Consider the following 25,002-nt stretch of genomic DNA (forward strand, 5'->3'; position numbering starts at 1 on the left):
AACTTCAATGGGACATGTCTTCGGACGCTCGAACGCGCAGCTGCCTTTGGCGGTGCGCGGCGAGGGATGCTATATCCACGACGCGGAGGGCCGCGCCTATCTCGACGGCTCGGGCGGCGCGGCAGTGTCCTGCCTCGGGCATTCCGACCCGGACGTGCGGGCCGCGATCCATGCACAGCTCGACCAGCTGGCCTTTGCCCACACCGGCTTTTTCACCTCCGAGCCTGCCGAGGGGCTGGCCGATCTGCTGATCCAGAACGCCCCGCAGGGGATCGACAAGGTTTACCTGCTGTCGGGCGGGTCGGAAGCGGTCGAGGCGGCGATCAAGCTCGCGCGGCAGTATTTCCTCGAGACCGGCCAGCCGCGGCGCCACCGGGTGATCGCCCGCCGCCAGAGCTATCACGGCAACACGCTGGGGGCGCTGGCCGCCGGGGGCAACGCATGGCGCCGCGAGAAATACGCGCCGCTGCTGGTCGAGACCTCGCATATCGCGCCCTGCTATGAGTACCGCCTGCGCGAAGACGGCGAAAGCGCCGAGGCTTACGGGCTGCGCGCCGCCGATGAGTTGGAAGCGGAGATCGAGCGCCTCGGCGCAGAGTCGGTCATGGCCTTCATCGCCGAGCCGGTGGTGGGTGCCACGGCGGGCGCGGTTCCGGCGGTCGAGGGGTATTTCAAGCGCATCCGCGAGATCTGCGACCGCCACGGCGTGCTGCTGATCCTCGACGAGGTGATGTGCGGCATGGGCCGCACCGGCACGCTGTTTGCCTGCGAGCAGGACGGGGTCTCGCCCGACATCGTCACCATCGCCAAGGGCCTTGGTGCGGGCTACATGCCCATCGGTGCGATGCTCTGCACCTCGGCTATCTATAATGCCATCGCCGAAGGCTCGGGCGCGTTCCAGCACGGCCACACCTACCACGGCCACCCGCTGGCCGCCGCCGCCGGGCGCGCCGTGCTCACCGCCATTCAGGAGCGTGATCTGCTGACGCAGGTGCGCAGCCGGGGCGCCTCTCTGCAGGCGGCGCTGACCGAGGCGCTCGGCCAGCATCCGCATGTGGGCGACATCCGTGGGCGCGGCCTCTTCCGTGGCGTCGAACTGGTCGAGGACCGTGCCAGCAAGACCCCCTTCGACCCGGCGCTGAAGATCAACGGCAAGGTGAAGAAATTCGCGATGGAAGAGGGGCTGATCTGCTACCCGGCGGGCGGCACGCTCGACGGCAAGCATGGCGATCACGTGCTGCTGGCACCGCCCTTCATCATCTCCGAAGAGCAGATCGGCGAGTTGGTCGGCAAACTGAGCCGCGCCATTGATCGGGCCATCGCCGCATGAGCCGGTTGGCACATCTGCCGCGCATCATGCTGGCCCCCAATGGCGCGCGCCGCACGCGCACGGACCACCCTGCCCTGCCCGAAACGATCCCGCAGATCGTGGGTGCGGCGAAAGACGCTTTCGCCGCCGGCGCAGAAGCGCTGCACGCCCATGTGCGCGACGCCGCGGCCAAGCACGTGCTCGACGCCGGGCTCTACCGCGAACTGCTGGCAGAGATGGCGCGCGCGGTGCCCGAGATGCCGGTTCAGATCACCACCGAGGCGGTCGGGCTCTACAGCCCCAACGCGCAGCGCGCTTTGGTGCGCACGCTCAGGCCCGAGGGTGTCTCGGTGGCCCTGCGCGAGATGTGGCCCGATCCCTGCCCGGACGCCGAAGCGCAGCGCTTCTATGCAGAGACCGACGCCGAGGGCATCGCCCTTCAGCACATCCTTTATGCCCCCGAGCAGGTGACGCTACTGGCACATCTGGCAACCGAGGGGCTGATCCCGCCGCCCGGGCAGGTGCTCTTCGTTCTTGGCCGCTACGCGCCGCCGACACTGGCCCAGCCCGAAGACCTCGATGGTTTCCTGCGCGCGGCGGAGGCGCTGCCGCAGGGCGTGCAATGGGCCGCCTGCGCCTTCGGGCGCACCGAAGAGACCTGCCTGCTGCGCACGGCTGAACTGGGCGGCGGCATGCGGATCGGTTTTGAGAACAACATCGAGCGCCCCGATGGCAGCCCGGCCAAAGACAACGCGGGACAGGTCGCCGCGCTTGTCTCGGTGCTGGCCGCGCGGGCAGAAAAGGTCTGAGCCGGAACAGGCCCAGACCAAACGCGTAAGCGCTTAGGCCTCGGCCATCTCCGCCTCGGCACCCTGCCCCCGGTGCCCGACCGTCCACAGCAGCCACGCCAGCGACGCGGGCACCAGCAGCCCCAGCGCCATCGGCAAGGGCGTCCCGCTGCCCCCCAGCGCCACGCAGGACGACACCGAGAAGGCCAAGCCGAACTGGATCGCCCCAAGCAGCGCCGAGCCGATGCCCGCGCCCTCGCGCGCCGCGCCCATGGTGATCGCCATGGCGTTGGCGCTCAGCAGGCCGACCATGCCGATCGCCAGCCACAGCGGTGCCACGAAGACCCACAGCGCCTCGGTGCCCGAAAGCACGACCAGCGCCAGCCCCGCCAGCGCGTAGACCGGCAGTCCTGCCGCCATGATGCGGGCCGGGTCGAACCGGTCGAGCAGCTTGTTGTTGAGCTGACCCGACAGGAAAAGCGCCGCCGCAATCGCCGCGAAGAGCAGGCCGTAGGATAGCGAGCTGAGCCCGAAGACGCCCTGAAACACGCCCGACGAGCCGGTGATGAAGGCGAACATGCCGCCTTGGATCAGCCCCGCGACCACAGCCGGGACGACAAACTCGCGCCGCGACAGCAGGTGGCCCGCGGTGCGGGCGGCGCTGCGGAACGGCGCCGAGACCCGGCGCTCGCGCGGCAGCGTTTCGGGGATCACCAGCGCCGAAAGTGCAAGCGCCAGCAGACCCACCAGCACCATCGCCACGAAGATTGCACGCCAGCCAAAGCCTTCGAGCAGCAGGCTGCCCAGCGTCGGCGACACGATCGGCCCGAGGGTCATCAGCATCACCAGAACGGTCATCGCCTTGGCCGCCTGCCGCCCCTCGTAAAGATCGTTGACCACCGCGCGGCCCACCACCATGCCCGCGCAGGCCCCGACCGCCTGCAGCAGACGCAGCGCGTTGAAAACCGCGATGTCCTCGACCATGAGCAGCGCCACCGAACAGCCCGAGAAGAGCGCGACGCCCGCCAGCAGCGGGCCCTTGCGCCCATAGGCGTCAAGCAGCGGCCCCATCACCAGCTGACCAAGGCAGAGCCCGAGAAAGAACAGCGACAGCGACAGTTCGATGGTGGAATGGCCGGTGCCGAAGGCCTCGGCGATATCGCCCATGGCGGCAAGATACATGTCGGTCGCAAGCGGCGGAAAGATCGACAGCAGCGCCAGCGTCGCGGTGATCGCGGTGCGGCGGCCTTGGCTGAGCGAAATGGGTGGAGAGCTTGCGGGCTGCGGTTGCTGCATGGCGAATTTTCCGATCTGCTATGAACGCCCGCTCCGGCGCGGGCTGAATAATGGACTTGAGTCTAGAAAGCACTTAATAGACTACAGTCCATAAATCAATGCGGTCGTTCTGTGCGGCGGCAGACAGGAGAATGTGCATGTCGGACGAGGCAAGGCAGAGCGGCAGACCGCGCGACGAGGAAGCGGGCCGCGCGTTGAAGGCGGCGGCGTTGCGCCTCGTGCGGGAACGCGGCTATGCGAAGATGTCGATCGCCGCTATTGCCCAAGCCGCCGGGGTGGCGCGACAGACGCTCTACAATCGCTGGAACACCAAGGCCGATCTGGTGCTCGACGCGGTATTCGAGGAAGCCGGTCGCAATGTCGCTCTCCCGGCTGCGGACGAAAGCAGCAGCTTTGCCGCGCAGCTCGAAGCCTTCCTCGCGCAGGTCTTCACGCATCTCACCGAGGATGGCGACACGCTCTGCGCGCTGATCGCCGCCGCTCAGGAAGACGGCGGATTCCGTACGGCGCTGCACACGCGGTTTGTGGCGCCACGCGAAGCGATCGTCACCGACCTGCTGCGCCGGGCGCAAGCGCGCGGCGAGCTTGCCGCAGGGCGCGATCCGCTGATCCTGTCGCAGATGATCCACGGCGCCTTCTGGTACCGGCTGCTCAATGGCGCGCCGGTGGATGCGCATCTGGCGCGGGCGCTTGCCGCCGAGGTCTTCGCGCGTTGAAGTCAGGGATATCGGCCTGCGGCGCGCGGGGATTTGTCACCGGTTCACCACAACTTGACCGGGATACCGGGGATCAGTCTGACGCCACGGCAAAACTTGATTGAAACACTCATCTATGCGCGCGATACCGCCCGCAACGCCCGCGCGTTTCTTTTGATGATTGCCGACCCGAGCCCTGATGCCCCTCGCCCAAGCCCTCTCTTCCAGCCCTGCCGACTGCCGGCCGCGTCTTGCCGCGATGAACGCGCGTCTGGCCCGGATCGAGGCCGGGCTCGCAGGGCTCATGCTCGCGGCGGTGCTGCTGATCAGCTGTGCTGGCGCTGTGGCACGCAGCCTTGGCACACCGCTGATCTGGGCCGATGAGGCGGCGGTGGCTGCCATGGTCTGGTCGGGCTTTCTCGGCGCTGCGGCGCTGTTTGGCCGCCGCGGGCATATGGCGCTGACCTTCCTGCCCGAGCGCCTTGGCCGCCGCGGCACCGCAGCGCTGCGGGTGCTGGCGGATGCGCTGCTGCTGACGGGTTTTGCCGGGCTCGGGCTTGTGGTCTGGCGCTGGTTCGACCTGCCGGGGCTGCGCGCCGCCGGTTCGGCGCAGGCGCTGGCGGATGCGAGCTTCAACTTTCTTTACCTCGAACCGACGCAGACGCTGGGCATCCGCAAGATCTGGATCTGGCTGGTGCTGCCGCTCTTCACCCTTGGCGGCACGCTGCACGCCGCGCTGCTGCTGGCCATGGACCTGCGCGGAGAGACCCCGCAATGATCCCCGTCTTTGCCTTTGCCGGGATGCTGACCCTTGCCGTCCCGATCGCGGCGGCGCTGGCGCTGAGCGCGGTGCTGCTGATCATCCTGCGCGGCGACATGATCCTTTTTGCCAGCCTGCCGCAGCAATTCGTCGCCGGGATCGAGAGCTATGGCTTGCTGGCGCTGCCGCTCTTCATTCTGCTGGGCGAGGCGATGAACGCGGGCGGCACGGGACGGCGGCTGATCGCGCTGGCGGGGCTGCTGGTCGGGCCGGTGCGCGGCGGGCTGGCCTATGTGAGCCTCATCGCCAACGTCATGCTTGCCGCGATCCTCGGCTCGACCGTCGCCCAGCTGACGGTGATGAGCCGTATGGCGGTGCCGCAGATGGTCCGGGCGGGCTATCCGCGCGCCGATGCCGTGGCGCTGACCGCCGCGGGCGCGATGCTGGCGCCGGTGATCCCGCCGTCGATGCTGTTCATCCTCTACGGGGTGATCGCGCAGGTGCCGATCGGCGATCTCTTTGTCGCCGGGCTGGTCCCAGGCGCGCTGATGGGGCTGGCGTTCTTCGGCGTGATCTACTGGCGGGCGCGGCGGGTGCCATGGCCGGGAGGAGCGACAGGCGATGCCGCCTCTGGCGAGGTCGAAGCTGCGTATTTGGGGAACAATGAAAGGGCGCGGGTGCTGCGCGAGGCGCTGCCGGCGCTGCTGATCCCGCTCTTTGTCGTGGTCTCGATCCTCTGCGGGATGGCCACACCGACCGAAGCTGGCGGGCTGGCGGCGCTGCTGGCATTGGGTCTGGGGCTTTTTGTCTACCGCGAGATCACCCTTTCTGATCTGCCGGGGCTGTTCACCCGCGCCGCGCTCGGGGCGGCGGTGGTGCTGTTTCTGGTGGCCTGCGCGCAGCTTCTGGCGTGGGTGTTGGCCTATGCGGGCATCCCGGCGCAACTGGGCAGCTGGCTTTCCGCCAGCACCGAGAGCCCGCTTGTCTTCCTGCTGCTGCTGAACCTGCTGCTGCTCGGCGTCGGCATGGTGATGGACCCGATCCCGGCGCTGCTGCTGACGGTGCCGGTGCTGCTGCCGCTGGGGACCGGGCAATACGGGCTCGATCCGGTGCATCTGGGGCTGGTGATCTGCATGAACCTGTCGCTTGGCCTGCTGACGCCGCCCGTCGGCGCCGGGCTCTTCGCGGCGGCGAGCCTTTCGGGCGAGCCCGCCGGACGCATCGCCGCGCGGCTGATGCCCTTTCTTGCCGCCGCTTTCGCAGTGCTGATCGCCGTGTCGATCTGGCCGCTGCTGACCATCTAGGAGGACCCCCCATGGACCGTCGTACGTTCGTGAAAACCGTCATCGCGGGCAGCGCCCTGAGCGCCGCCCCTGCCCTGCCAGCGCTGGCCGGTCCCGGCACGCTGCGCATCGGGCTGATCACCCCGCCGAGCCACCAGTGGAGCAAGAGCGCCGAGGCGCTGGCCGCGCGGCTGGCAGAGGCCAGCGGCGGGCGCATTGCGCTGTCGGTACATGCGGCGGGTCAACTCGGCAGCGAGGCGCAGATGCTGCAGCAGTTGCAGGCAGGCGCGCTTGATATGGCATTCCTGACGCTGGGCGAGCTGTCGAACCGGAACGCTCAGTTCGGCGCGCTCACCGCGCCCTATCTGGTGCGCGATATGGGTCAGGCGCGGCGCTTGCTGGCAGGCGCCACGGCGCAGGAACTGCTGGCCAAGGCCGGGCGGTTGGGGCTGGTCGGGCTGGGCTTTGGCATGGCGGGGATGCGGCAGGTGCTGCTGCGCGAACCGGCCCCGGCCGGGGAGGCGCTGCAGGGGCGCAAGATCCGCACCGTGCCTCTGGCGCAAGAGCTGGACTTCTGGCGCCGCGTCGGGGCCGCGCCGACGCCCCTGCCGCTGCCCGCGCTTTACGATGCGCTGGCGAACGGCCAGATCGACGGCATGCAGATCGACTTCGAAGGCACGTGGAACAGCCGCTATTTCGAACATGCCTCCGAGATGCTCGCCTCGGATCACATGATCTTCCCGATGATCGCAGTGGGGTCGGGGCGGCGATGGGCGACGCTGTCGCATGAGGACCGCGCGCTGATCGACGGCGCGGTGGCAGAGACGCTGGAAGAGCTGCGCGCGACCTATGAGGAAATCGACGCGATCTACCGCGCGAAGATCGAGGAGGCGGGTTTCCCGGTTCGATCGGTGGACCGCAGCTACTTCGGCGGTGCCGTGGACGCATGGTACAGCGAATGGCGGGTCATGACGCCGGTGCTGGAACGGCTCGAGGCCGAGGCGGCCGAGCTTTAAGGTGCCGCGCGGGGCACCGCCATGTGGCGGCGCCCCGCGCTAGGTCTCAGCCGCGGCCCGCCATGCGGCGCAGCGTGCCATCGCGCCACAGCCCTTCATGCAGCGCGACCATGGCGATGTGACCGGCGATCACCACGGCCATGACCCAGCCAAGCTCGCCGTGCACCAGATTGCCCGGTGCCGTGGCCCAAGCCAGTTCCGCCTCGCGCGGGGCGAAAATCTGCGTGCCAAAAGGAGCAAAGCCGCGGGTGCCGCCCCATGCCCGCAGCAGCGCCAGCGTCGGGATCGCCAGCATCAGCAGGTAGAGCACGCCATGCCCCGCCGCTGCCGCCTTGCCCAGAGCGCCCTCGCCATGTGACGGGCGGCGCTTGCGGCTCAGGATCGCCCAGGCCACCCGCAGCACCACCAGCAGGAAGATCACGAAGCCCACGCTCTGGTGCGTGCCGACGAAAAACCCGGTAAACCCATTGCGCCCAAAGAGCAGCTTCAATCCCATGCCGAGGAACTGCCAGAGGATCAGCGCCGCCAGCGCCCAGTGCAGCAGCCGCGAGATGGCGCCATAGCGCGTTTCACTGTCGAGCAATTGCATGTGTCTAATATCTCCGAGAAATTTAGGGGCCCGAGAGCCCGTCTACCATGACCATGACGCGCCCTTCCGAGCAACGTTCGACCCGTGCGTCGATGCCGTAGACCCGCGACAGGCTGTCCGGCGTCAGCACCTCCGAAGGCGCGCCCGCCGCGTGCAACGCGCCGCCTTCCAGCAGCACCACCCGGTCGGCCCATTGCGCCGCCAGCGCCAGATCGTGCAGCACCGCGATCACGATGCGCCCCTCGCGCGCCAGCTTGCGCGCCTCCGACAGCAGGTGGAACTGCCGCGCCAGATCAAGCGCCGAAGTCGGCTCATCGAGCAGCAGAAGCTGCGGATCGCGGATCATCGCCTGCGACAGACCCACCGCCTGCCGCTGACCGCCCGAGAGCGCCGCCATCGGGCGCATCGCCAGATCGGACAGCCCGAAACGCTCCAGCACTTCCAGCGCGTGGCGTGCCGCCGCCGGGCCGCGCAGCGTGCGCCCGGTCAGCCCGCCGCCCGCATTCATCGCAACAATCAAGCTGTCGAGCACCGAAAGCGCCGAGCGGCTTTCCAGCGTCTGCGGCATGAAGCCGACGCGCTTGGCCTGTTCGGCGCGGGAAAGACCGTGCAGCGCTTGCCCTTCCAGCGTGATCTCGCCGCTCGAAGGCAGCAGCCCGGCGATGGCCCGCAGCAGCGTGGATTTGCCGGCCGCGTTGGGCCCGGCGATCACCGCGAACTCGCCCATGGCGAAAGGCGGCAGCGTCAGCCCGTCGATCACCTTGCGCGCGCCGCGCGCCACTGAAAGGCCCTTGATCTCGAGGCTCATCGCATGTCCTTCCGCAGTACGAGGGCGAAGAACACCGGCAGGCCGACCAGCGAGGTCACGATGCCCACCGGCAGCAGGATGCCCGGCACCAGCAGTTTCGAGGCGACCGAGGCCAGCGACATCAGCAGCGCCCCGGTGAAGAGGCTTGCAGGCAGCAGGAAGCGGTGATCCTCGCCCACCGCCATGCGCGCGATATGCGGCCCGGCAAGGCCAACGAAGCCGATCACCCCGACCATCGAGACAGAAGCGGCGGCCAGCAGGCTCACCCGCACCAGCGTCCAGCGCCGCAGGTGCGCCACGTCGAGGCCGAAGCCCTGCGCCTGATCATTGCCAAGCCGCAGCGCCGTAAGCCGCCACGAGGCGGCCAGCGAGAACGGCAGGCAGGCGGCCAGCACCAGCGCCAGCACCGCGATGCCCTCCCATCGCGCGTTGACGAGGCTGCCCATGGTCCAGAACACCAGTTGTTGCAGCGCATCGGGGGAGGCCACGAATTGCACCAGCGCCAGCAGCGCCGCAGCGGTGAAGTTGACCGCGATGCCAAGCAGGATCACCACCTCAGAGCCGCCGCCGCGCAGGGCCGAGGCCAGTTGCAGCAGCCCCAGCGCCAGCAGCGCAAAGAGAAAGGCATTGCCCGAGACAGCCCAGAGCGCCGGGATGCCGGGGATCGCAAGGCCGAGCACGATGGCGACCCCCGCGCCAAGCGCCGCTGAGGCCGAAATGCCCAGCGTGAAGGGCTCGGCCAGCGGGTTGTCGAGCACGGTCTGCATCTCGGCCCCCGAGAGCGACAGCGCCGCGCCCACCAGCAGCGCCATGACCGCCACCGGCAGGCGCACCTGCCAGACGATCACCTCTGCCGCCTTGGGCACCTCGCCCAGCCCGGTCAGCGCGCGCAGCACCTGATCGAGCGGCAGGCCAGAGGGGCCCGACACCAGATCGAGCAGCACCGAGGCCAGCGCCCCCAACCCCAGCAGAACGACCAGCAGAACCCGCCGCTGGCTGCGCCGGGACTGCTCGGCCAGAATGGTCTCGATCGCGGTCATTCGCTTTCGATCCAGTAGCTTCCGGTCATATCGACGGGTGAGAACCGCGCTTCGAATTCGGCCATGGTGGCCTTGGGGTCGAGATCGGCGAAAACCTCGGGATGGAAGCGTTTGGCCAGCGCCTCGATGAGCGCGATATGGGCGGGGAAATCGTTGAACAGATGCCAGATGCCGATGGCGTGCCCTTCGGAGACCGCGCGCAGATCGGCAAAGCCGTGCGCTGCGAGCAGCTGCGCAAAGCTGTCCTTCGCGGTGTCTTCTTCGATGCCCGCGCCCAGCACCAGCCCGCCGCGCGCCTGCATATGGGCGCCGCCCGTGGCGAGATAGACGTCCGGGTCGGCCGCCAGCAAATTCTCGAGCCCGACGTTGCCCATCACGCCGGGCACGCTATCGCGGCCGATGTTGTAGCCGCCCGCCGCCTCGACAAATTCGTCGAACACGCCCGGCCCGATGGTGGCGCAGCAATTGGTCGGCGCGGCATGCACATGGATGAAGACGCGCGGCGGCTCGGGCTGGGCGGCCTTCAGCTTTGCGCGGATCGCACCCAGATGCTCCTCGTAGAAGGCGGCGAACTCCTCGGCCCGCGCCTCGGCCCCAGTGAGCGTGCCGATCAGCCGCAGGCTGGGCAGCGTGTTCTCGAGCGGCGCGGTGAAGAAATCGACAAAGGCCACCGGGATGCCAGCCGCCTGAAGCTGGCGCAGCGGCATCTCCATCTGCGGCGCGTCCGCATCCATCACGCTCAGCAGCACCAGATCGGGCATCAGTGCGATGGTGCTCTCGACCGAGAGCAGCCGGTTGCCCGCCCCCACCGGCGCCACATCCTTCAGCGCCGGAAACTTGGCGAGATAGGCGTCATAGGTGGCCGGGTCGAGCCCCTTGTCCTGCCGCCAGCCGGCGACCAGCGACACCGGATTGTCATGCAGCATCCCCAACACCGCAAGATGCCGCCCCTCGCCCAGCACGATGCGTTTCGCAGGCGCGTCCAGAACCACTTCGCGCCCGGCAATATCCGTCACGCGGATCTCGGCCTGCGCCGGCAGCGCCAAAAACGTCAGCAGCGGCACGAGAGCCAGAAACAATGCCGGGAGCCATCCCGCCCGGATATTGCGCGGATGCCTGAGACACAGTGTCATGGGGGTCCTTTCTTCAGCGCGATCGGCCATTGCAGCCGGCGCCAAGGGAAATTACTTGAGTGGTATTGTCAACTAATAAGCCCGCGAGCGGAATGTCATGCGCGACCCTGCCCCTCAGCCCTCCCTGCCGCCGCATCGCGGACAGGCTGCGACGCTGGAAATCCTTGCGACTCCGGTTTCTTCTCATGTGCTGAGCAGCCGGGTGCTGCCGCGCGAGACCTGCGGCCCCGAGGCGAAAGAGGCTCCGGCGACGCGCGTCTTCCTCGCGCTGCCCAAGGCCCCGGCGCCCGAGGGCGGCTGGCCGATCCTCTATATGCTCGATGGCAATGCCGCCTTCGATTTCCTGACGCCCGCACTGCTCGAAGCGGTTCCGGGTCTGATCGTCGTCGGCATCGGCTATGACACCGACAAGCAATTCGCCCGCGCCCATCGCATCTTTGACTATTCGCCGCCCGAGACGCCGGGCGCCACGCCGAGGCCCGACCCGCATCACCCCGAGCGCATGGCGGGCGGCGGCGAGCGGTACCTTGACCGGCTGACCGGCGGCATCCGCACAGAGATTGAGCAGGGCCTGCAGGTGGACGCAGCACGCCGCACGCTCTGGGGGCACAGCTTCGGCGGGCTCTTCACGCTCTATACCGCGCTGAGCGTACCCGCCGCCTTTGCCCGCTACGCCGCGATCAGCCCCTCGGTCTGGTGGGACGAAGCTTTGGTGACCCGGCTGATCGACACGCGCAAGATCACCGACGGCCCCGCGCGGACGCTGCATTTCGGTGTCGGCGACCGCGAGAAACGCACCGGCAGCACAGGTGCGCAGCCCGACGGACCGCCGCCGCCGACCCTGCGGATGATCGAGCGGCTGCGCGGCACCCCCGCCGGGCTGGAGATCAGCGCGCAGGTCTTTCCCGGCGCTGTGCATATCGCTTCGCTGCCCGCTTCGCTGCCGGGCTCGCTGGCGCTGGCCGCCCGCGCCTGACCTCAGGCGCGGCGCGCACCCGGGGCACACGCGCCCTCCTCGGCCTCGGCCATACGGGCCGAGAACTCCGGTCCCAGCCGCTCTGCCGCAGCCTGCGAGACCATCTCGGGGTGCAGCAGCGGCAGGTCGAGCGCATCGACCGCCGCGACATGCGGCTGCCACAGACCCGCGTGCAGATCGCGCCCGGCATGATCACGCGCGGCACGCACATGCAGCACGCGCCCGCCATAGCTGCGCTGGTCGTGACCCCGGATCAGCCGGTTGGTGCCGGTGACCAGTTGCACCACCGCGTCGAGCACGGCATCGGGCAGACTGCCGAGCGGCGTGCCGCCCTGTTTCAGGAACCCGACGACCGCAGCGCGGCTGTCGAGCTCTGGGTGGCTGTCGGGGTCATGCCCGGCGATGGCCAAGAGCGCACGCAGCGCCTCGGCGTCGGTCAGTTCGGGCTCTGCCTGCCAACATTCCGCAGGATAGGCATCGAGCATCGCCACCAGCCCAACCGCGCGTCCGCGTGCCGAAAGCTCCACCGCCACCTCCTGCGCGAGGATGCCGCCCACCGACCAACCGGCGAGGTGGATCATCCCCTGAGGGGCCTGCGCCGAGATACGTTCGGCATAATCGGCGGCAAGGCTGCGCAGGCTGCCCGGCAGCCCCTCACCGGTCAACAGCGGCGATTGCAGCGCGTAGACCGGACGCGGCTCGGTCAGCGCCCGTGCCAGCCGCCGGTAGCCCCAGCCGAGACCACCCGCCGGATGCAGGATGAAGAGCGGCGCGCCCTCGCCGCCTGCCAGCGGCAGCAGCGGCGCCAGACCGGCGCGGGCGGTGTCGGCCATCTCCAGCGCGCGGGCCAGTTGCGCCAGCCCCGGTGTCTCGAAGATCTGCCCCAGCCCCGGATCCTGCCCGAAGGTGGCCTCGATGCGGAAACTCAGCGTCAGCGCGGTCAGGCTGTCGCCGCCCAGATCGAAGAAATCCGCTTCACGGCTCGGCGTGTCGGGCAGATGCAGCACCTCGCGGTAGAGCGCGGCGAGGCGCTCTTCGACCGGACCGACCGGCGGCGCGCCCTGCGGCATCTCGAGCAGCGGCGCGGGCAGCGCCTTGCGGTCGAGCTTGCCCGAGGTGGTCATCGGCCAGCTGTCCAGCGTGACAACCGCAGACGGCACCATATGCGCGGGCAGCGCGGTGGCCAACTCGGCCAGCAGCGGCGCGCTGTCGAAACCGGGCGCGGCGAGCACATAGGCCACCAGCCGCGGCTCGGTGCCGCCATCGCTGCGGGCCAGCACCACGGCGTCGCGCACGAGGCCGGTTTGCTTGATCGCCGCCTCGATCTCTCCCGGCTCGATCCGCATGCCGCGGATCTTCACCTGATGATCGGCGCGCCCGGCATAGACCACCGCGCCATCGGGCCGCAGGTAGGCCACATCGCCGGTGGCATAGAGCCGCTCGCCGGGGCGGAAGGGATCGGGGATGAACCGCTCTTCGGTCAGGTCGGGCCGCCCGAGATAGCCGCGCGCCAGCTGCACGCCGCCAAGGTAGAGCTGCCCATGCACGCCCGGCGGCACCGGGCGCATGCGCCCGTCCAGCACCTGAACGCGGGTGTTCCAGACCGGGAAGCCGATCGGCAGCGGCGCGCTGCGATCATCCGGCGCGGCGTCCCAATAGGTGACATCCACCGCCGCCTCGGTCGGGCCGTAGAGGTTGTGAAGCTGGGCGCTGATCCGTGCATGGAAGCGCTCGCGATGCTCGGCGGTCAGCGCCTCGCCCGAGCAGAACACGCGGGTCAGCGCCAGACCTTCGGAGGCCGGGGCCTCGAGGAAGGCCGAGAGCATCGAGGGCACGAAATGCATCGTGGTGATGGCCTCGCGGCGCACCAGCCGGGCGATGGCCGACGGGTCGCGATGCGCGCCGGGCGCGGCAAAGACCTGCGTGGCGCCGCAGAGGAAGGGCAGGAACAGTTCCCAGACCGACACATCAAAGGTGGTGGGGGTTTTCTGCAAAATGCGGTCGCTGGGCCCAAAGCCATAGTGATCGCGCATCCACAGCAGCCGGTTCACGATGGCGCGGTGCTCGATCATCACCCCCTTCGGCTCGCCAGTGGAGCCAGAGGTGAAGAGGATATAGGCCAGATCATCCGGGGTGATGCCGGGCTCGGGGGCTGCGCCGGTCGCGGGCCAGTCTTCGGGCGCGAAAGGCGCCATGCCGCCCGCGTCGAGATCGCGCTCCGCCAGCAGCGCCACCGCACCCGTGCGTTCGATCAGCACGGCAAGGCGCGGTGCCGGGTTCTCGGGGTCGAGCGGCACATAGGCGGCCCCAGCGCGCAGGATCGCCACCAGCGCCACCGCCAGATGCTCCGAGCGCGGCAGCGCCACCCCCACCACCTTGCCCGGGCCTGCACCGCGCGCGCGCAGCGCGGCGGCCAGTGCGGCGGACCGGCGGTCAAGCTCGGCATAGCTGAGCGTCCGATCCTCGAAGACCACGGCGGGCGCCTCCGGCGTCGCCGCCATCTGCGCGGTGATCAGCTCGGTCAGCGTGGTCTCGGGCAGCGGATGGTCCGAGGCGTTGACCTCCTGCACCGCCCACTGCTGCTCGGACGCGGTCAGCGTCGGCACTTCGGCGAGCGTTTCCGCCTCAAGCGCGGCGGTGAGGAACGCCGCCAGCCGGTGCAGATGCGCGCGGGCGTCTTCGGCGGTGTAGAGCGCCGGATTGCTGTCGATCTCCAGTGACAGCGAGGTGGTCGCGTCGCCGCGGAAGGTGGCGGTGATGTCATCCACCGCTCCCGCGCCGAGGATGTGCAGATGCGCCTCGAGCCCGGCAAAGCGCGGCGGCATGTCGAAGGGCTGTACGTTGATCATCGGCCCGTAGAGCCGCGCGTCGATGGCGGTGCGGCGCATATCGCGGCGCAGCTGTTCCGAGCGGTAACGCCCGTGCTTGCGCAGCGCGGCAAGGCGCTGTGCCTCGGCCTTCAGAAGGCCCTCAAGCGGCGCATCCTCGTCCGGCGCGCAGCGGTAGGGCAGCACGTTCATCCACATGCAGGGCACGCGGGCGGCCTTGGAGCCCATGCGGGCCATGAACGGCAGGCCATAGACCCGCTCGCCGCTGCCCGAGACGCGCGAGAAATAGGCCGCGCTCAGCACGGTCAGCGCATCGGGCCAGCCAACGCCAGCGGATTTGGCGCGCGCCTTCAGCGCGGTGCAGACCTCTAGCGGCAGATCGAGCCGCGCGCGGTCGAAACGGGTGGAGGTCACGGCGCGGCCCTCGGCGGGCCCGGCGACGGTTTCCAGCCCGCGCATCTCGCCGCGCCAAAAGGCCCCGTCCTCGGCGCGCCGGTCCGAGGCGCGATAGGCGTCTGCATCCTCAAGCACCGGCTCCAGCCCCGGAAAGGCGGAGGGCGCGGGCTTGTCCAGCGTCTCGGCGGAATAGATCTCGCCCACCCGGTTGGTCAGCAGCACGATGCCAAAACCGTCGGTGGCCAGATGGTGAATGCGCTCGTACCAGAAGGCCCGGTCCGGCCCAAGGAGGTAGAGCGCGAAATGCCCGGCCTGCTCGGCGGCGAGATCAACCGCACGGCCACTGTCGGCCTGCATCCGCGCCAGAGCCTCGCCCGCCGGATCGTCCTGCGCCGACAGATCGACCACTTCGAGCCGCAGCCCCTGCTCGGCCAGCCACTGCCGGGGCGCGCCCTCCACCATGCCGAAGCGCAGGCGCAGCGCCGGTGTCTGCGCGACAGCGGCATCAAAAGCGCGGGTAAATCGGGCGACATCGAGCGGGCCGCAAAGTTCGATATACTGCCCGCAGTTGAAGATCGGGTTCGCGCGGTCGAGCGCCTGCGCGTACCAAAGCCCTTCCTGCGCCTCGGTCAGCGGGAAGGCCTGCGCCGCGGCCGCCATGTCAGGCCCCCGCGCGCTGCGCGGCGACCACGCCCCACCAGGCGCCGAAGGTCTGATGCTCCCAAATCTCCGAAAGATCGCCCTCTTCGCCCTCGTCCTGCCATGTCATCACCAGCGACATCAGGCGCATGGAATCGAGCCCCAGATCGAAGAGGTTGGCCTCATCGGTGATCTCTTCGGGGGCGATCTCCAGCGCTTCGGCGATATCGGCGCGCATCTTGTCCTTACTGAGGCTCATGCGGCGTCTCCTTTGTTCAGGTAATTGTCTTTCAGCGCCGCGCGCAGTGCCTTGCGGCTGACTTTGCCCACGGCGGTGGTCTGGAACTCGGGCACAAAGACGATCTGGTCGGGCACCTTGAACTCGGCGATGCCGCGACCGCGGACAAAGGCCTTGAGGTCTTTGGACTGCACGTCCCCCGCTTCCGCGCGCACCACGAAAGCGCAGGTCTTCTCGCCAAGGAACTTGTCGGGCAGCGCCACGACGGCGGCATCGAAAACCCCTTCATGGGCGATCAGGTGATCTTCGACCTCTTCGGCAGAGATCTTCTCGCCCGCGCGGTTGATGTGATCGCCAGCGCGGCCGCGCACCTCGAGGTAGCCGCCGGGCAGACGCCGCACCACATCGCCGGTGCGGTAAAAGCCGTCGGGGGTGAAGCTGCGGGCGTTGGCCGAAGGCTCGGCGTGGTAGCCCCGGATCGTGTAGGGCCCGCGGGTGTAGAGATTGCCGGGCTCGCCCTCGGGCACCGGCTTGCCGTCGTCGTCGAGCACCAACACCTCGTCGTGGGGGCTGATCGGGCGGCCCTGGGTGTTGATGATCATCTCTTCGGGATCGTCGAGACGGGTGTAATTCACCAGCCCCTCGGCCATGCCAAAGACCTGCTGCAGCGTGCAGCCCAGCACCGGGCGCACTTTCGCCGCCGCCTCGGGGATGAATTTCGCGCCGCCGACGCCCAGAACCTCGAGGCTCGACAAATCGTGTTTGCTGCGCGGCGCGGCCTGCATCCACAGCAGCGCCAGCGGCGGCACAAGGCCGGTGATCGTCACACCATGTTCGGCGATCAGCCGGAAGGCGATATCGGGCTGCGGGTTCGGGCTCATGACCACGGTGCCGCCCACATGCAGCACGCCAAGATAGCCGGGCGAACTCATCGGGAAGTTATGCGCCGCGGGCAGCGCGCAGAGATAGACGCTGCGCGCGCTCAGCCCGCAGATCTCGGCCGAGGCGCGGACGCTATAGAGATAATCGTCATGGGTGCGCGGGATCAGCTTCGGCAGGCCAGTGGAGCCGCCGGAGATCTGCAGAAAGGCCACCGCCTGCGGATCGCGCGGCACCGGGGCGCTCAGCCCCTCCCCGCCCAGCGCGTCAAACGCGGTGAACTCGCCGGGATCGCCCGCGACGATCACATGCTCGACGCCCTCGACCTCGGCCAGCACGCGGCGGGCAAGCGGCAGATAATCGAACCCGTCGTGCCGGTCAGCGACCACATAGGCGCGCGCGCCGGATTTGGCGGCGAGATGGAGCACCTCGGTCTCGCGGTGCGCGGGCAGCGCGTAGACCGGGATCAGCCCCGCATAGAAGAGACCGAAGGCTGCGGCGAGGAACTCGGCCCGGTTCGGCATCTGCAGCAGCACCCGCTCGCCCGGCTCCAGCCCCAGTTCGGCAAAGCCCTCGGCTGCGATCCGGGCGCGGCGCGCCAGTTCGGCATAGCTCCAACGGGCCTCACCGGCGATCACGGCCATGCGCTCGGGATACGCCTGCGCCAGCCGGTCGAGCATCTGACCGAAGGTTTCGCCCTGCCAATAGCCCTTTTCGACGTAGGTTTGCGCCAGTTTCTCGGGCCAAATTTGCTCGGGGGTCGTCATGCTCGATGCTCCGGCTTTGCAATGCAGGGTGGCGCGGCGCGCGCCGTTCCTTCGCGCTATCAATCACTACAAATTTGGTCAACTTACAATACCGTGTATTTTGATCAGGTATTGATCCGCGAGAAACCGCCTGACAAATCGAGGAAATTTTTGAGGTGCCACAGGCCGTCAGCTGTCGAGCCGCGCAATCCGCTCGCGGGCCGCTTCGGCCATGAAGTCGACGAAGAGGCGGATCTTGGGGTCCTGCAGCTTTCTGTGCAGGAAGAGGCAGCCAAAGGTCGACGGCAGCGGTGGCGTTGTGGGCAGCACTTCGACCAGCGCGCCGCTGCCCAGGTGGCGCGCCACCTCCAGCCGTGGTCGATTGGCGATTCCATGCCCCTCCAGCGCCCAGGCGGTCAGCACATCGCCGTCGTCGGCATCGAACCGGCCGGCGACCTCAAGACGGCGTAGCCCGGTCTCGGTCTTCAGTTGCCAGAAGTATTCGGGCGAGCGCGGGTAGCGCAGCAACAGGCAGTTGTGCCGCCCGCCCAGAAGGTCCTCGGGCGTTTCGGGCATGCCGCGCTTTTCGAGATAGGAGGGCGCTGCGCAAAGCACGCGCGGGCAGTCGTAGATCTGTCGCAGCTTGAAGTTGGAATCCTTCGCCACCCCCAGGAAGAATGCCACATCCAGCCGCTCTGCCATCAGGTCGACCTGCCGGTCCGACAGGCGCATCTGCACTTGCACCTCGGGGTATTTCTCAGTGAAGGCGGGCACCAGCGGCGCGATGATCCGGCGTCCGATGCCAAGCGGCGCGGTCACGCGCACCGCCCCGCGAGGTGTTTCCGAGAAATTGGCCACCACCGCTTCGGCCTCATCGACCGAGGCCAGCACCGTCTTGGCCTGATCGTAGAACACCCGCCCCACCTCTGTCGGGCTGATGGAGCGTGTGGTGCGGTTGAACAGGCGCACGCCAAGGCGGCTTTCGAGTTCCTTGATCCGCTTGCTGGCCACCGCGGGCGTCAGCCGCAGGTCGCGCCCGCCCGAGGTGATGCTGCCCAGTTCGACCACCCGGACAAAGACCCGCAGGCTTTCGATATATTGCATTGCTGACCTCCGTGCCCCCGGCATACTACGGCGGGCGACAGATTATTATCAACAATCCGTATAAAGTCCTTGGCGAAACCACGCGTATTCAGAGAGAGTGCGCGCTGCTAGCGTCCCCCTCCGTAAACCCAGCCACATGCTCAGCCACGGAGGGATGCATGACGCACCGGAGCGAGATCCGTTTTCTGCTCAACGGGAGGACCGTGAGCCTGCCTCAGGTTCCGGCGACGCAGACCCTGCTCGATTTCCTGCGGCTTGATCGTCGCCTCACCGGCACCAAGGAAGGCTGCGCCGAGGGTGACTGCGGGGCCTGCACCGTGCTGGTCGGGCGTCTGCATGAGGGCGCATTGCGATATGAGGCGGTCAACGCCTGCATCCGCTTCGTCGCCTCGCTCGATGGCTGCCACGTGGTGACGGTCGAGCACCTCACGGGCCCGGACGGCGCGCTGCACCCGGTGCAGCGGGCGATGGTCGAGCATCACGGCGCGCAATGCGGCTTTTGCACGCCGGGCATCGTCATGTCGCTCTATGCGCTCTGGATGCAGACCCCGCAACCGAGCGAGGCGCAGGTGGAGACGGCACTGCAGGGCAACCTCTGCCGCTGCACCGGCTACGCGCCGATCATTCGCGCCGCCGTGGCGGTGAGCGAGTATGGAACGCCCGAGGCGGATCATCTGATGCAAGAGCGCGGGCGCGTGGCGGCGGAGCTGCTTGCCTTCAAGGATGGACGCCGGGTCGAGACCGGCCCCGACGGCGACCGCGCGATCCTGCCCGCCGATCTGGATGATTTCGCGGACGCCTATGCCGCGCATCCGCAGGCGACGGTGATTGCCGGATCGACCGATGTGGGCCTCTGGGTCACCAAGTTCCTGCGCCCGATCTCGCCCGCGATCTTCATCGCCCATCTCGATGCGTTGAAAGCCGTGGAGGTCACCGAAGGCGCGATCACCCTTGGCGCAGGCGTCAGCTATTCTGAAGTGCAGCCGCTGATCGCCGAGCATCTGCCGCATCTTCAGGAATATTGGAACCGTATCGCGGGCTGGCAGGTGCGCAACATGGGCACGGTCGGCGGCAATATCGCCAATGGCTCGCCCATCGGCGACACGCCCCCGGTGCTGATCGCGCTTGGAGCCGAGGTCACGCTGCGCCACGGTCAAACCCGCCGGACCCTGCCGCTCGAGGCGTTCTTTATCGACTATGGCAAGCAGGACCGTCGCCCCGGTGAGTTCGTCGAAAGCATCCGCGTGCCGCTGCCATCGCCCGCCACGCGCTGCGCCGCCTATAAAATCTCGAAGCGCCGCGACGAAGACATCTCTGCCGTCGCCGCCGGGATCAGCGTCAGCGTCGAGGGCGGTGTGATCCAGAGCGCCCGCATCGCGCTTGGCGGGATGGCGGCCACCCCGAAACGCGCCGGAAAGGCCGAGGCCGCGCTGCTGGGCCAGCCGTGGAGCGAGGCCAGCTTTGCCGCTGCCGCCCGCGCCATGGCCGAAGATTTCGCGCCGCTCAGCGACTGGCGCGCCTCGGCAGGCTACCGGATGCGCGTCGCCCAGAACCTGCTGCGGCGGTTCTTTCTCGAACAGGATGGCCAGCCCGTCCGTCTGAGCGCCTGAGGGAGGAGAGACATGAAACACCAGCCCAACATCCGCGGCGCGGTCCACGAGGATCGCCAGCACGACAGCGCGATCAAACATGTGCGCGGCCTCGCCGAATACACCGACGATATCGCCGAACCCATTGGCACGCTGCACGCCTATCTCGGGGTCTCTTCGGTGGCCCATGCCACGCTGAAGGGGCTCGACCTTTCCGCCGTGCGTGCTGCCCCCGGCGTGGTCGATGTGCTCACCGCCGCCGACATTCCCGGGCACAACGACATCAGCCCCACCGGGCGCGGCGATGAGCCGGTCTTCCCCACCGAGAAGATCGAGTTTCACGGCCAGCCGCTCTTTGCGGTGATCGCCGAAACCCGCGATGCCGCCCGCCGGGCCGCCGCGCTTGCCAAGGTCGAGGCCGAAGTGCTGCCCCATGCGCTGGGTCCGATCGAAGCGCAGGAGGCGGGCTATCCGCATATCACCGACCCGCTGAAGCTCGAACGTGGCGAGGTCGAGACCGCGATGGCCACCGCTCCGCACCGGCTGCAGGGGCGGCTCGCGGTGGGCGGGCAGGATCACATGTACCTCGAAGGGCAGATCGCCTTTGCCCTGCCCGGCGAAGATGAAGACGTGATCGTGCATTGCTCGACCCAGCACCCGAGCGAGGCGCAGCACATGGTGGCGCATGTCTTGGGCGTGCCCTCGAACGCCGTGGTGGTGAACGTGCGGCGCATGGGCGGCGGCTTTGGCGGCAAGGAAAGCCAGATGAACCTCTTCGCCGTGGTCGCGGCGATGGCCGCCAAGCGGCTGAACCGCCCGGTGAAGATCCGCCCCGACCGCGATCAGGACATGACCGCCACCGGCAAGCGGCACGACTTCGTCATCGATTACGACGTAGCGTTTGACGGCGCGGGCCGCATCCGCGCGGTGGACGGCAGCTTTGCCGCGCGCTGCGGCTGGTCGTCGGATCTGTCGGGTCCGGTCACCGACCGCGCGCTCTTTCACGCCGACAACGCCTATTTCTACCCGCACGTCCGCCTGCAGAGCCGCCCGATGAAGACCAACACCGTCTCGAACACCGCCTTTCGCGGCTTCGGCGGGCCGCAGGGCGTGGTCGCCGCCGAGCGGATGATCGAAGAGATCGCCTATGCGCTCGGCAAGGACCCGCTGGAGGTCCGCAAGGCGAACTTCTACGGCGACGCGCATGATGGGCGGAACCTGACGCCCTACCATCAGGAAGTGGCCGACAACATCATCGGCCGCGTGGTCTCGGAACTGGAAGAGAGCTGCGACTACCAGCAGCGCCGCCGTGACATCCTCGCGTTCAACGCGCAGGGCGGCGTGCTGCGCAAGGGGATCGCGCTGACCCCGGTGAAGTTTGGCATCTCCTTCACCGCAACCCACTACAATCAGGCAGGCGCGCTGATCCACGTCTATTCGGACGGCTCGATCCACCTCAACCACGGCGGCACCGAGATGGGCCAAGGGCTCAACACCAAAGTCGCGCAGGTGGTGGCCGACGCCTTCCAAGTGGATTTCGAGCGCATCAAGATCACTCGCACCACCACCGAGAAAGTGCCCAACACCTCGGCCACCGCCGCTTCGTCGGGCTCGGATCTCAACGGCATGGCGGCGCTGGATGCCGCCGATCAGATCAAGGCACGGCTGATCGACTTTGCCGCCGGGCATTGGGGCGTGCGCCCCGAAGAGGTGCGCTTTGTGCCGGGCCATCTGCAGGTCGGCGCGCAACTGCTGCCGTGGAACGAGGTGATCAAGGCTGCCTATATGGCGCGCGTGCATCTTTCGGCGGCGGGGTTCTACAAGACGCCCGACATCCATTGGGACCGCGCGGCGGGCAAGGGGCGGCCCTTCTACTACTTCGCCTATGGCGCGTCCTGCTCGGAGGTCACCATCGACACGCTGACCGGCGAGTACCGCGTCGAGCGCACCGATATTCTGCACGACGTGGGACGCTCGCTGAACCCGGTGCTCGACCGCGGGCAGGTCGAGGGGGCCTTTGTTCAGGGCATGGGCTGGCTGACCACCGAAGAGCTGTGGTGGGACGACAAGGGCGCGCTGCGCACCCATGCGCCCTCGACCTACAAGATCCCGCTCGCCTCGGACCGGCCGCGCGTCTTCAACGTGGACCTCGCCGAATGGTCGCAAAACCGCGAGCGCACCATCAAGCGCAGCAAGGCCGTGGGCGAGCCGCCTTTCATGCTGGGCATCTCGGTCTTTGAGGCGCTGTCGATGGCCGTCGCCAGCGTCGCGGACTACCGCGAATGCCCGCGCCTCGACGCCCCCGCCACGCCCGAGCGCGTGCTGCTGGCGGTCGAACGGCTGGCGGGGCGGTCATGAGCACGCTCGACGCCTTCCTGAGCGCACCCGGCCCGCTCGCGCGGGTGCGGCTGAGCCGGGTGCGCGGCTCCTCGCCGCGTGAGGCAGGATGCGAGATGTATGTCGGCGAGAACTCCCGCCATGGCACCATCGGCGGCGGCCAGCTCGAACACCGGGCCATCGCCGCGGCGCGGGCGCTGCTGGCGCGCGGCGATCTGGCCGAGACGCTGGATGTGCCGCTCGGTCCCGAGATCGGGCAATGCTGCGGTGGGCGGGTCGAGGTCTCGCTGAGCCGCATGAGCGCAAAGGACCGGCACGCGGCGCAGGCGCGGGCGGCAGAGGAGGCCGCTGCGCTGCCCATGGTGCAAATCCACGGTGCGGGCCACGTGGGCCGGGCGCTGGCGGATCTGCTGCAGCACCTGCCGGTGCGCTGCGTTCTGATCGACAGCCGTGCAGAGGAACTGGCGCTGAGCGCCGCGCGGGTCGAGACCCGTCTCACCCCCCTGCCCGAACTTGAGATCGCCATGGCCCCACCGGGCAGCGCCTTCGTCGTGCTGACCCATGACCATGCGCTCGACTTTCTCTGCGCTTCGGCGGCGCTGCAGCGGGATGATGCGCGCTACGTCGGGCTGATCGGGTCGGCCACAAAACGCGAGAAGTTCCGCCGCTTCGCGCGGGATCAGTGCGATGGGCTGGAGACCCACGCGCTCACCTGCCCGATCGGCGCACAGGGCAGCCGCGACAAACGCCCCGAGGTGATCGCCGCCTTCGTGGTGGCCGAGGTGCTGACCGCCCTCACCCGCCAGCAGGCCACGGCGCAGCCCGTGGCCATCGCCGCCGAGTAACCCCCGCGCCCGCCCGAAGAGGAGCGGGCGGCGCGGGACAATCGCAAGCAACCCGAGGAGATCCCACATGCGGGAAGGGAGTTACACCTACAAGCTGTTCTCACGCAGCGATTTCAGCGCCTTCTGGGCGCTGTTCACCGACAATCTGATCAACCTGATGGTGCTGGCGGGTGTCTGCCAGTTCGTCTTTGGCATGCCGTCCGAGATCGTCTATGGCCGCATCCTGCCCGGCGCGGCAGTGGCGATCCTGTCGGGCGTCGCGGCCTATGTGGTGCTGGCCAAACGCGCCGCTGCGCGCCACGGGCGCGATGTCACCGCCCTGCCCTACGGCATCTCGACGCCGGTGATGTTCGTCTATCTCTTCGGGGTCATCGGCCCGATCTACTGGGCCACCAACGATCCCACGCTGGCGTGGCAGGTGGGCATCGGCGCGGGCTTCATCGGCGGCATCGTCGCCGCCTTCGGGGCCATCGTCGGGCCTTGGCTGAAGCGGGTCACCCCGCGCGCCGGGATGCTTGGCACGCTCTGCGGCATCGCGCTGGTGTTCATCGGCACCGTGCCGCTGGCGACGATCTTCGAGCAGCCCTACATCGGTTTTGCCTCTTTGATCATCATCCTCTGGGGCCTTGTCGGGCGCTTCCGCCTGCCGTTCAACATTCCCGCGGGCCTGCTGGCGCTGATCGTCGGCACCGCCGTGGCCTTCAGCATCGGCGAGGCGCGGATCAGCCTCGAGGGCACCGGCTTTTACCCGCCGCTGCCCTATGTGGGCGATCTGATCGCGGGCATTCTGCACCTCTTTGCCAACCCCGAGCTCTTCCTCGTGCTGGTGCCCGTGCAGATCTACAATTTCATCGAAACGATGAACAACGTCGAGAGCGCCGAAAGCGCCGGGGATCACTACCCGGTCGGCGTCTGCCAGATCACCGACGGGCTTGGCACGATGATCGGCGCGGTCTTTGGCTCGCCCTTCCCCACAACCGCCTATATCGGCCACCCGGCCTATAAGCGTATGGGCGCGCATGCGGGCTATATCATCGGTGTCGGCACGGTGATCCCGCTCGCTGCCTTCCTTGGCCTGCTGGCCTTTCTCAACAACCTGATCCCCGAGGCCGCCGCCGCACCGGTTCTGGTCTTCGTGGCGCTGAGCCTGATCACCAACACCGCCCATTGCGTGAAGCCCGCGCATATGGCTGCCGTCACCATCGCGATGATGCCGCATGTCTCGTCCTTCCTGATGATCAAATGGGGGGCGCTGATGGGCGCGCTGCAGGCGACCGGCGTCGAGGGCCTGCCGCAGCTTGGTGACGAGGCGCTGACCGCCGCGCTGCTGCAACAGGGCGCGCATTTCGCCGGGCATCTCTCGCTGAGCCAAGGCGCGATCCTGACCGGGCTCATCTGGGGCGCCATCGTCGCCAGCGTGATCGACGGGAGGTTCCGCAACGCCGGGGGCTTCGCGCTCGCTGCCGCGCTGATGTCGCTGGTGGGGATCATCCACGGTGCCAGCCTGCATTGGCCCGCGCTCGGCCCGGTGTCGGCCGGTTACCTGATCGCCGCCGCCTTCCTCTATATCTACCCGCTGTTCCACCGCGAGGGCGCTGCGCACAACGAACATCTGGTGGTCGAAGAACCGCCCGCCGCGCCCGCCGAATAACCGCGACACACTCTCTGGCGGCGCGGGCCCCATCCCGGCCCGCGCCGCTCTTTCCCT

The 25,002-nt window shown here is 68.4% G+C and carries 20 protein-coding genes; 11 read left to right on the plus strand and 9 right to left on the minus strand.

Annotated features, from left to right (window positions below; genetic code table 11):
• Positions 1 to 7: 7 nt before the first annotated feature.
• Positions 8 to 1,330: an aspartate aminotransferase family protein gene (locus tag AYJ57_RS15960; protein WP_066108147.1), complete on the plus strand. Its 1,323-nt coding sequence runs from the start codon at positions 8 to 10 to the stop codon at positions 1,328 to 1,330.
• Complete coding sequence (locus AYJ57_RS15965) at positions 1,327 to 2,118, plus strand: 3-keto-5-aminohexanoate cleavage protein (protein WP_335740019.1); 792 nt, start codon at positions 1,327 to 1,329, stop codon at positions 2,116 to 2,118. Before AYJ57_RS15960 ends, AYJ57_RS15965 begins: the two co-directional genes overlap by 4 nt.
• 33 nt (positions 2,119 to 2,151) lie before the next feature.
• Here the strand turns inward: AYJ57_RS15965 and AYJ57_RS15970 are convergent, their stop codons facing one another.
• Positions 2,152 to 3,393 (minus strand): multidrug effflux MFS transporter, encoded by a 1,242-nt coding sequence (locus tag AYJ57_RS15970; RefSeq protein ID WP_066108152.1) that lies wholly within the window; start codon positions 3,391 to 3,393, stop codon positions 2,152 to 2,154.
• Between the two features lie 137 nt (positions 3,394 to 3,530).
• Between AYJ57_RS15970 and AYJ57_RS15975 the strand changes: the two genes are divergently transcribed.
• The 4 genes from AYJ57_RS15975 to AYJ57_RS15990 all read left to right on the plus strand — a co-directional run bounded on the left by AYJ57_RS15975 (position 3,531) and on the right by AYJ57_RS15990 (position 7,147).
• Positions 3,531 to 4,109, plus strand: a complete 579-nt coding sequence (locus AYJ57_RS15975; RefSeq protein WP_066108155.1) for a TetR-like C-terminal domain-containing protein — start codon at positions 3,531 to 3,533, stop codon at positions 4,107 to 4,109.
• 178 nt (positions 4,110 to 4,287) lie between these two features.
• Positions 4,288 to 4,866 carry a TRAP transporter small permease gene (locus tag AYJ57_RS15980; protein ID WP_066108157.1) on the plus strand — a complete coding sequence of 193 codons (579 nt, stop codon included), beginning with the start codon at positions 4,288 to 4,290 and terminating at the stop codon, positions 4,864 to 4,866.
• On the plus strand, positions 4,863 to 6,152 hold the full coding sequence (locus tag AYJ57_RS15985) for a TRAP transporter large permease (protein WP_066108159.1): 1,290 nt from the start codon (positions 4,863 to 4,865) through the stop codon (positions 6,150 to 6,152). Before AYJ57_RS15980 ends, AYJ57_RS15985 begins: the two co-directional genes overlap by 4 nt.
• Before the next feature lie 11 nt (positions 6,153 to 6,163).
• Positions 6,164 to 7,147 (plus strand): TRAP transporter substrate-binding protein, encoded by a 984-nt coding sequence (locus AYJ57_RS15990; RefSeq protein WP_066108161.1) that lies wholly within the window; start codon positions 6,164 to 6,166, stop codon positions 7,145 to 7,147.
• A gap of 46 nt (positions 7,148 to 7,193) precedes the next feature.
• Here AYJ57_RS15990 and AYJ57_RS15995 read toward each other — a convergent pair whose 3' ends face one another.
• The 4 genes from AYJ57_RS15995 to AYJ57_RS16010 are packed head-to-tail and all read right to left on the minus strand — an operon-like array spanning position 7,194 to position 10,663.
• Positions 7,194 to 7,736, minus strand: a complete 543-nt coding sequence (locus AYJ57_RS15995) for a cytochrome b (protein ID WP_066108165.1) — start codon at positions 7,734 to 7,736, stop codon at positions 7,194 to 7,196.
• Between the two features lie 22 nt (positions 7,737 to 7,758).
• Positions 7,759 to 8,544 (minus strand): ABC transporter ATP-binding protein, encoded by a 786-nt coding sequence (locus AYJ57_RS16000; RefSeq protein ID WP_066108167.1) that lies wholly within the window; start codon positions 8,542 to 8,544, stop codon positions 7,759 to 7,761.
• The gene (locus AYJ57_RS16005; protein ID WP_066108170.1) at positions 8,541 to 9,584 is read right to left on the minus strand and encodes a FecCD family ABC transporter permease; all 1,044 of its coding nucleotides are present in this window, start codon (positions 9,582 to 9,584) and stop codon (positions 8,541 to 8,543) included. Before AYJ57_RS16005 ends, AYJ57_RS16000 begins: the two co-directional genes overlap by 4 nt.
• Positions 9,581 to 10,663, minus strand: a complete 1,083-nt coding sequence (locus AYJ57_RS16010) for an ABC transporter substrate-binding protein (protein WP_237220255.1) — start codon at positions 10,661 to 10,663, stop codon at positions 9,581 to 9,583. The genes AYJ57_RS16005 and AYJ57_RS16010 overlap by 4 nt, the downstream gene beginning before the upstream one ends.
• Before the next feature lie 151 nt (positions 10,664 to 10,814).
• On the opposite strand from AYJ57_RS16010, the gene AYJ57_RS16015 reads away from it, so the two are divergent.
• Entirely contained in the window at positions 10,815 to 11,693 is an 879-nt protein-coding gene (locus AYJ57_RS16015) for an alpha/beta hydrolase (protein WP_066108176.1), read from the plus strand.
• Between the two features lie 2 nt (positions 11,694 to 11,695).
• Here the strand turns inward: AYJ57_RS16015 and AYJ57_RS16020 are convergent, their stop codons facing one another.
• The 4 genes from AYJ57_RS16020 to AYJ57_RS16035 form a co-directional block, all read right to left on the minus strand.
• A complete protein-coding gene (locus tag AYJ57_RS16020; protein WP_066108179.1) occupies positions 11,696 to 15,577 on the minus strand; it encodes a non-ribosomal peptide synthetase in 3,882 nt (1,293 codons plus the stop codon).
• A 1-nt stretch (position 15,578) separates the two neighbouring features.
• Positions 15,579 to 15,815: a phosphopantetheine-binding protein gene (locus tag AYJ57_RS16025; protein WP_066108181.1), complete on the minus strand. Its 237-nt coding sequence runs from the start codon at positions 15,813 to 15,815 to the stop codon at positions 15,579 to 15,581.
• On the minus strand, positions 15,812 to 17,440 hold the full coding sequence (locus AYJ57_RS16030; RefSeq protein WP_066108184.1) for a (2,3-dihydroxybenzoyl)adenylate synthase: 1,629 nt from the start codon (positions 17,438 to 17,440) through the stop codon (positions 15,812 to 15,814). Before AYJ57_RS16030 ends, AYJ57_RS16025 begins: the two co-directional genes overlap by 4 nt.
• A 168-nt stretch (positions 17,441 to 17,608) precedes the next feature.
• Positions 17,609 to 18,523 (minus strand): LysR family transcriptional regulator, encoded by a 915-nt coding sequence (locus AYJ57_RS16035; RefSeq protein ID WP_066108187.1) that lies wholly within the window; start codon positions 18,521 to 18,523, stop codon positions 17,609 to 17,611.
• 158 nt (positions 18,524 to 18,681) lie between these two features.
• On the opposite strand from AYJ57_RS16035, the gene xdhA reads away from it, so the two are divergent.
• The 4 genes from xdhA to AYJ57_RS16055 all read left to right on the plus strand — a co-directional run bounded on the left by xdhA (position 18,682) and on the right by AYJ57_RS16055 (position 24,945).
• Positions 18,682 to 20,133 (plus strand): xanthine dehydrogenase small subunit, encoded by a 1,452-nt coding sequence (gene xdhA, locus AYJ57_RS16040; RefSeq protein ID WP_066108190.1) that lies wholly within the window; start codon positions 18,682 to 18,684, stop codon positions 20,131 to 20,133.
• A gap of 12 nt (positions 20,134 to 20,145) precedes the next feature.
• Entirely contained in the window at positions 20,146 to 22,470 is a 2,325-nt protein-coding gene (gene xdhB, locus AYJ57_RS16045) for a xanthine dehydrogenase molybdopterin binding subunit (RefSeq protein WP_066108194.1), read from the plus strand.
• Positions 22,467 to 23,294, plus strand: a complete 828-nt coding sequence (gene xdhC / locus AYJ57_RS16050) for a xanthine dehydrogenase accessory protein XdhC (RefSeq protein WP_066108198.1) — start codon at positions 22,467 to 22,469, stop codon at positions 23,292 to 23,294. Before xdhB ends, xdhC begins: the two co-directional genes overlap by 4 nt.
• Before the next feature lie 67 nt (positions 23,295 to 23,361).
• Positions 23,362 to 24,945: a xanthine/uracil/vitamin C permease gene (locus tag AYJ57_RS16055; protein WP_066108202.1), complete on the plus strand. Its 1,584-nt coding sequence runs from the start codon at positions 23,362 to 23,364 to the stop codon at positions 24,943 to 24,945.
• Positions 24,946 to 25,002: the final 57 nt, after the last annotated feature.

Source organism: Salipiger sp. CCB-MM3, from assembly GCF_001687105.1.
Taxonomy (GTDB): domain Bacteria; phylum Pseudomonadota; class Alphaproteobacteria; order Rhodobacterales; family Rhodobacteraceae; genus Salipiger.

Excerpts from the sequence above, each read along its gene's own strand:
- AYJ57_RS15960 (WP_066108147.1), top strand. The coding sequence starts at position 8 with ATGGGACATGTCTTCGGACGCTCGAACGCGCAGCTGCCTTTGGCGGTG.
- AYJ57_RS15965 (WP_335740019.1), top strand. The coding sequence starts at position 1,327 with ATGAGCCGGTTGGCACATCTGCCGCGCATCATGCTGGCCCCCAATGGC.
- AYJ57_RS15970 (WP_066108152.1), bottom strand. The coding sequence starts at position 3,393 with ATGCAGCAACCGCAGCCCGCAAGCTCTCCACCCATTTCGCTCAGCCAA.
- AYJ57_RS15975 (WP_066108155.1), top strand. The coding sequence starts at position 3,531 with ATGTCGGACGAGGCAAGGCAGAGCGGCAGACCGCGCGACGAGGAAGCG.
- AYJ57_RS15980 (WP_066108157.1), top strand. The coding sequence starts at position 4,288 with ATGCCCCTCGCCCAAGCCCTCTCTTCCAGCCCTGCCGACTGCCGGCCG.
- AYJ57_RS15985 (WP_066108159.1), top strand. The coding sequence starts at position 4,863 with ATGATCCCCGTCTTTGCCTTTGCCGGGATGCTGACCCTTGCCGTCCCG.
- AYJ57_RS15990 (WP_066108161.1), top strand. The coding sequence starts at position 6,164 with ATGGACCGTCGTACGTTCGTGAAAACCGTCATCGCGGGCAGCGCCCTG.
- AYJ57_RS15995 (WP_066108165.1), bottom strand. The coding sequence starts at position 7,736 with ATGCAATTGCTCGACAGTGAAACGCGCTATGGCGCCATCTCGCGGCTG.
- AYJ57_RS16000 (WP_066108167.1), bottom strand. The coding sequence starts at position 8,544 with ATGAGCCTCGAGATCAAGGGCCTTTCAGTGGCGCGCGGCGCGCGCAAG.
- AYJ57_RS16005 (WP_066108170.1), bottom strand. The coding sequence starts at position 9,584 with ATGACCGCGATCGAGACCATTCTGGCCGAGCAGTCCCGGCGCAGCCAG.
- AYJ57_RS16015 (WP_066108176.1), top strand. The coding sequence starts at position 10,815 with ATGCGCGACCCTGCCCCTCAGCCCTCCCTGCCGCCGCATCGCGGACAG.
- AYJ57_RS16020 (WP_066108179.1), bottom strand. The coding sequence starts at position 15,577 with ATGGCGGCCGCGGCGCAGGCCTTCCCGCTGACCGAGGCGCAGGAAGGG.
- AYJ57_RS16025 (WP_066108181.1), bottom strand. The coding sequence starts at position 15,815 with ATGAGCCTCAGTAAGGACAAGATGCGCGCCGATATCGCCGAAGCGCTG.
- AYJ57_RS16030 (WP_066108184.1), bottom strand. The coding sequence starts at position 17,440 with ATGACGACCCCCGAGCAAATTTGGCCCGAGAAACTGGCGCAAACCTAC.
- AYJ57_RS16035 (WP_066108187.1), bottom strand. The coding sequence starts at position 18,523 with ATGCAATATATCGAAAGCCTGCGGGTCTTTGTCCGGGTGGTCGAACTG.
- xdhA (WP_066108190.1), top strand. The coding sequence starts at position 18,682 with ATGACGCACCGGAGCGAGATCCGTTTTCTGCTCAACGGGAGGACCGTG.
- xdhB (WP_066108194.1), top strand. The coding sequence starts at position 20,146 with ATGAAACACCAGCCCAACATCCGCGGCGCGGTCCACGAGGATCGCCAG.
- xdhC (WP_066108198.1), top strand. The coding sequence starts at position 22,467 with ATGAGCACGCTCGACGCCTTCCTGAGCGCACCCGGCCCGCTCGCGCGG.
- AYJ57_RS16055 (WP_066108202.1), top strand. The coding sequence starts at position 23,362 with ATGCGGGAAGGGAGTTACACCTACAAGCTGTTCTCACGCAGCGATTTC.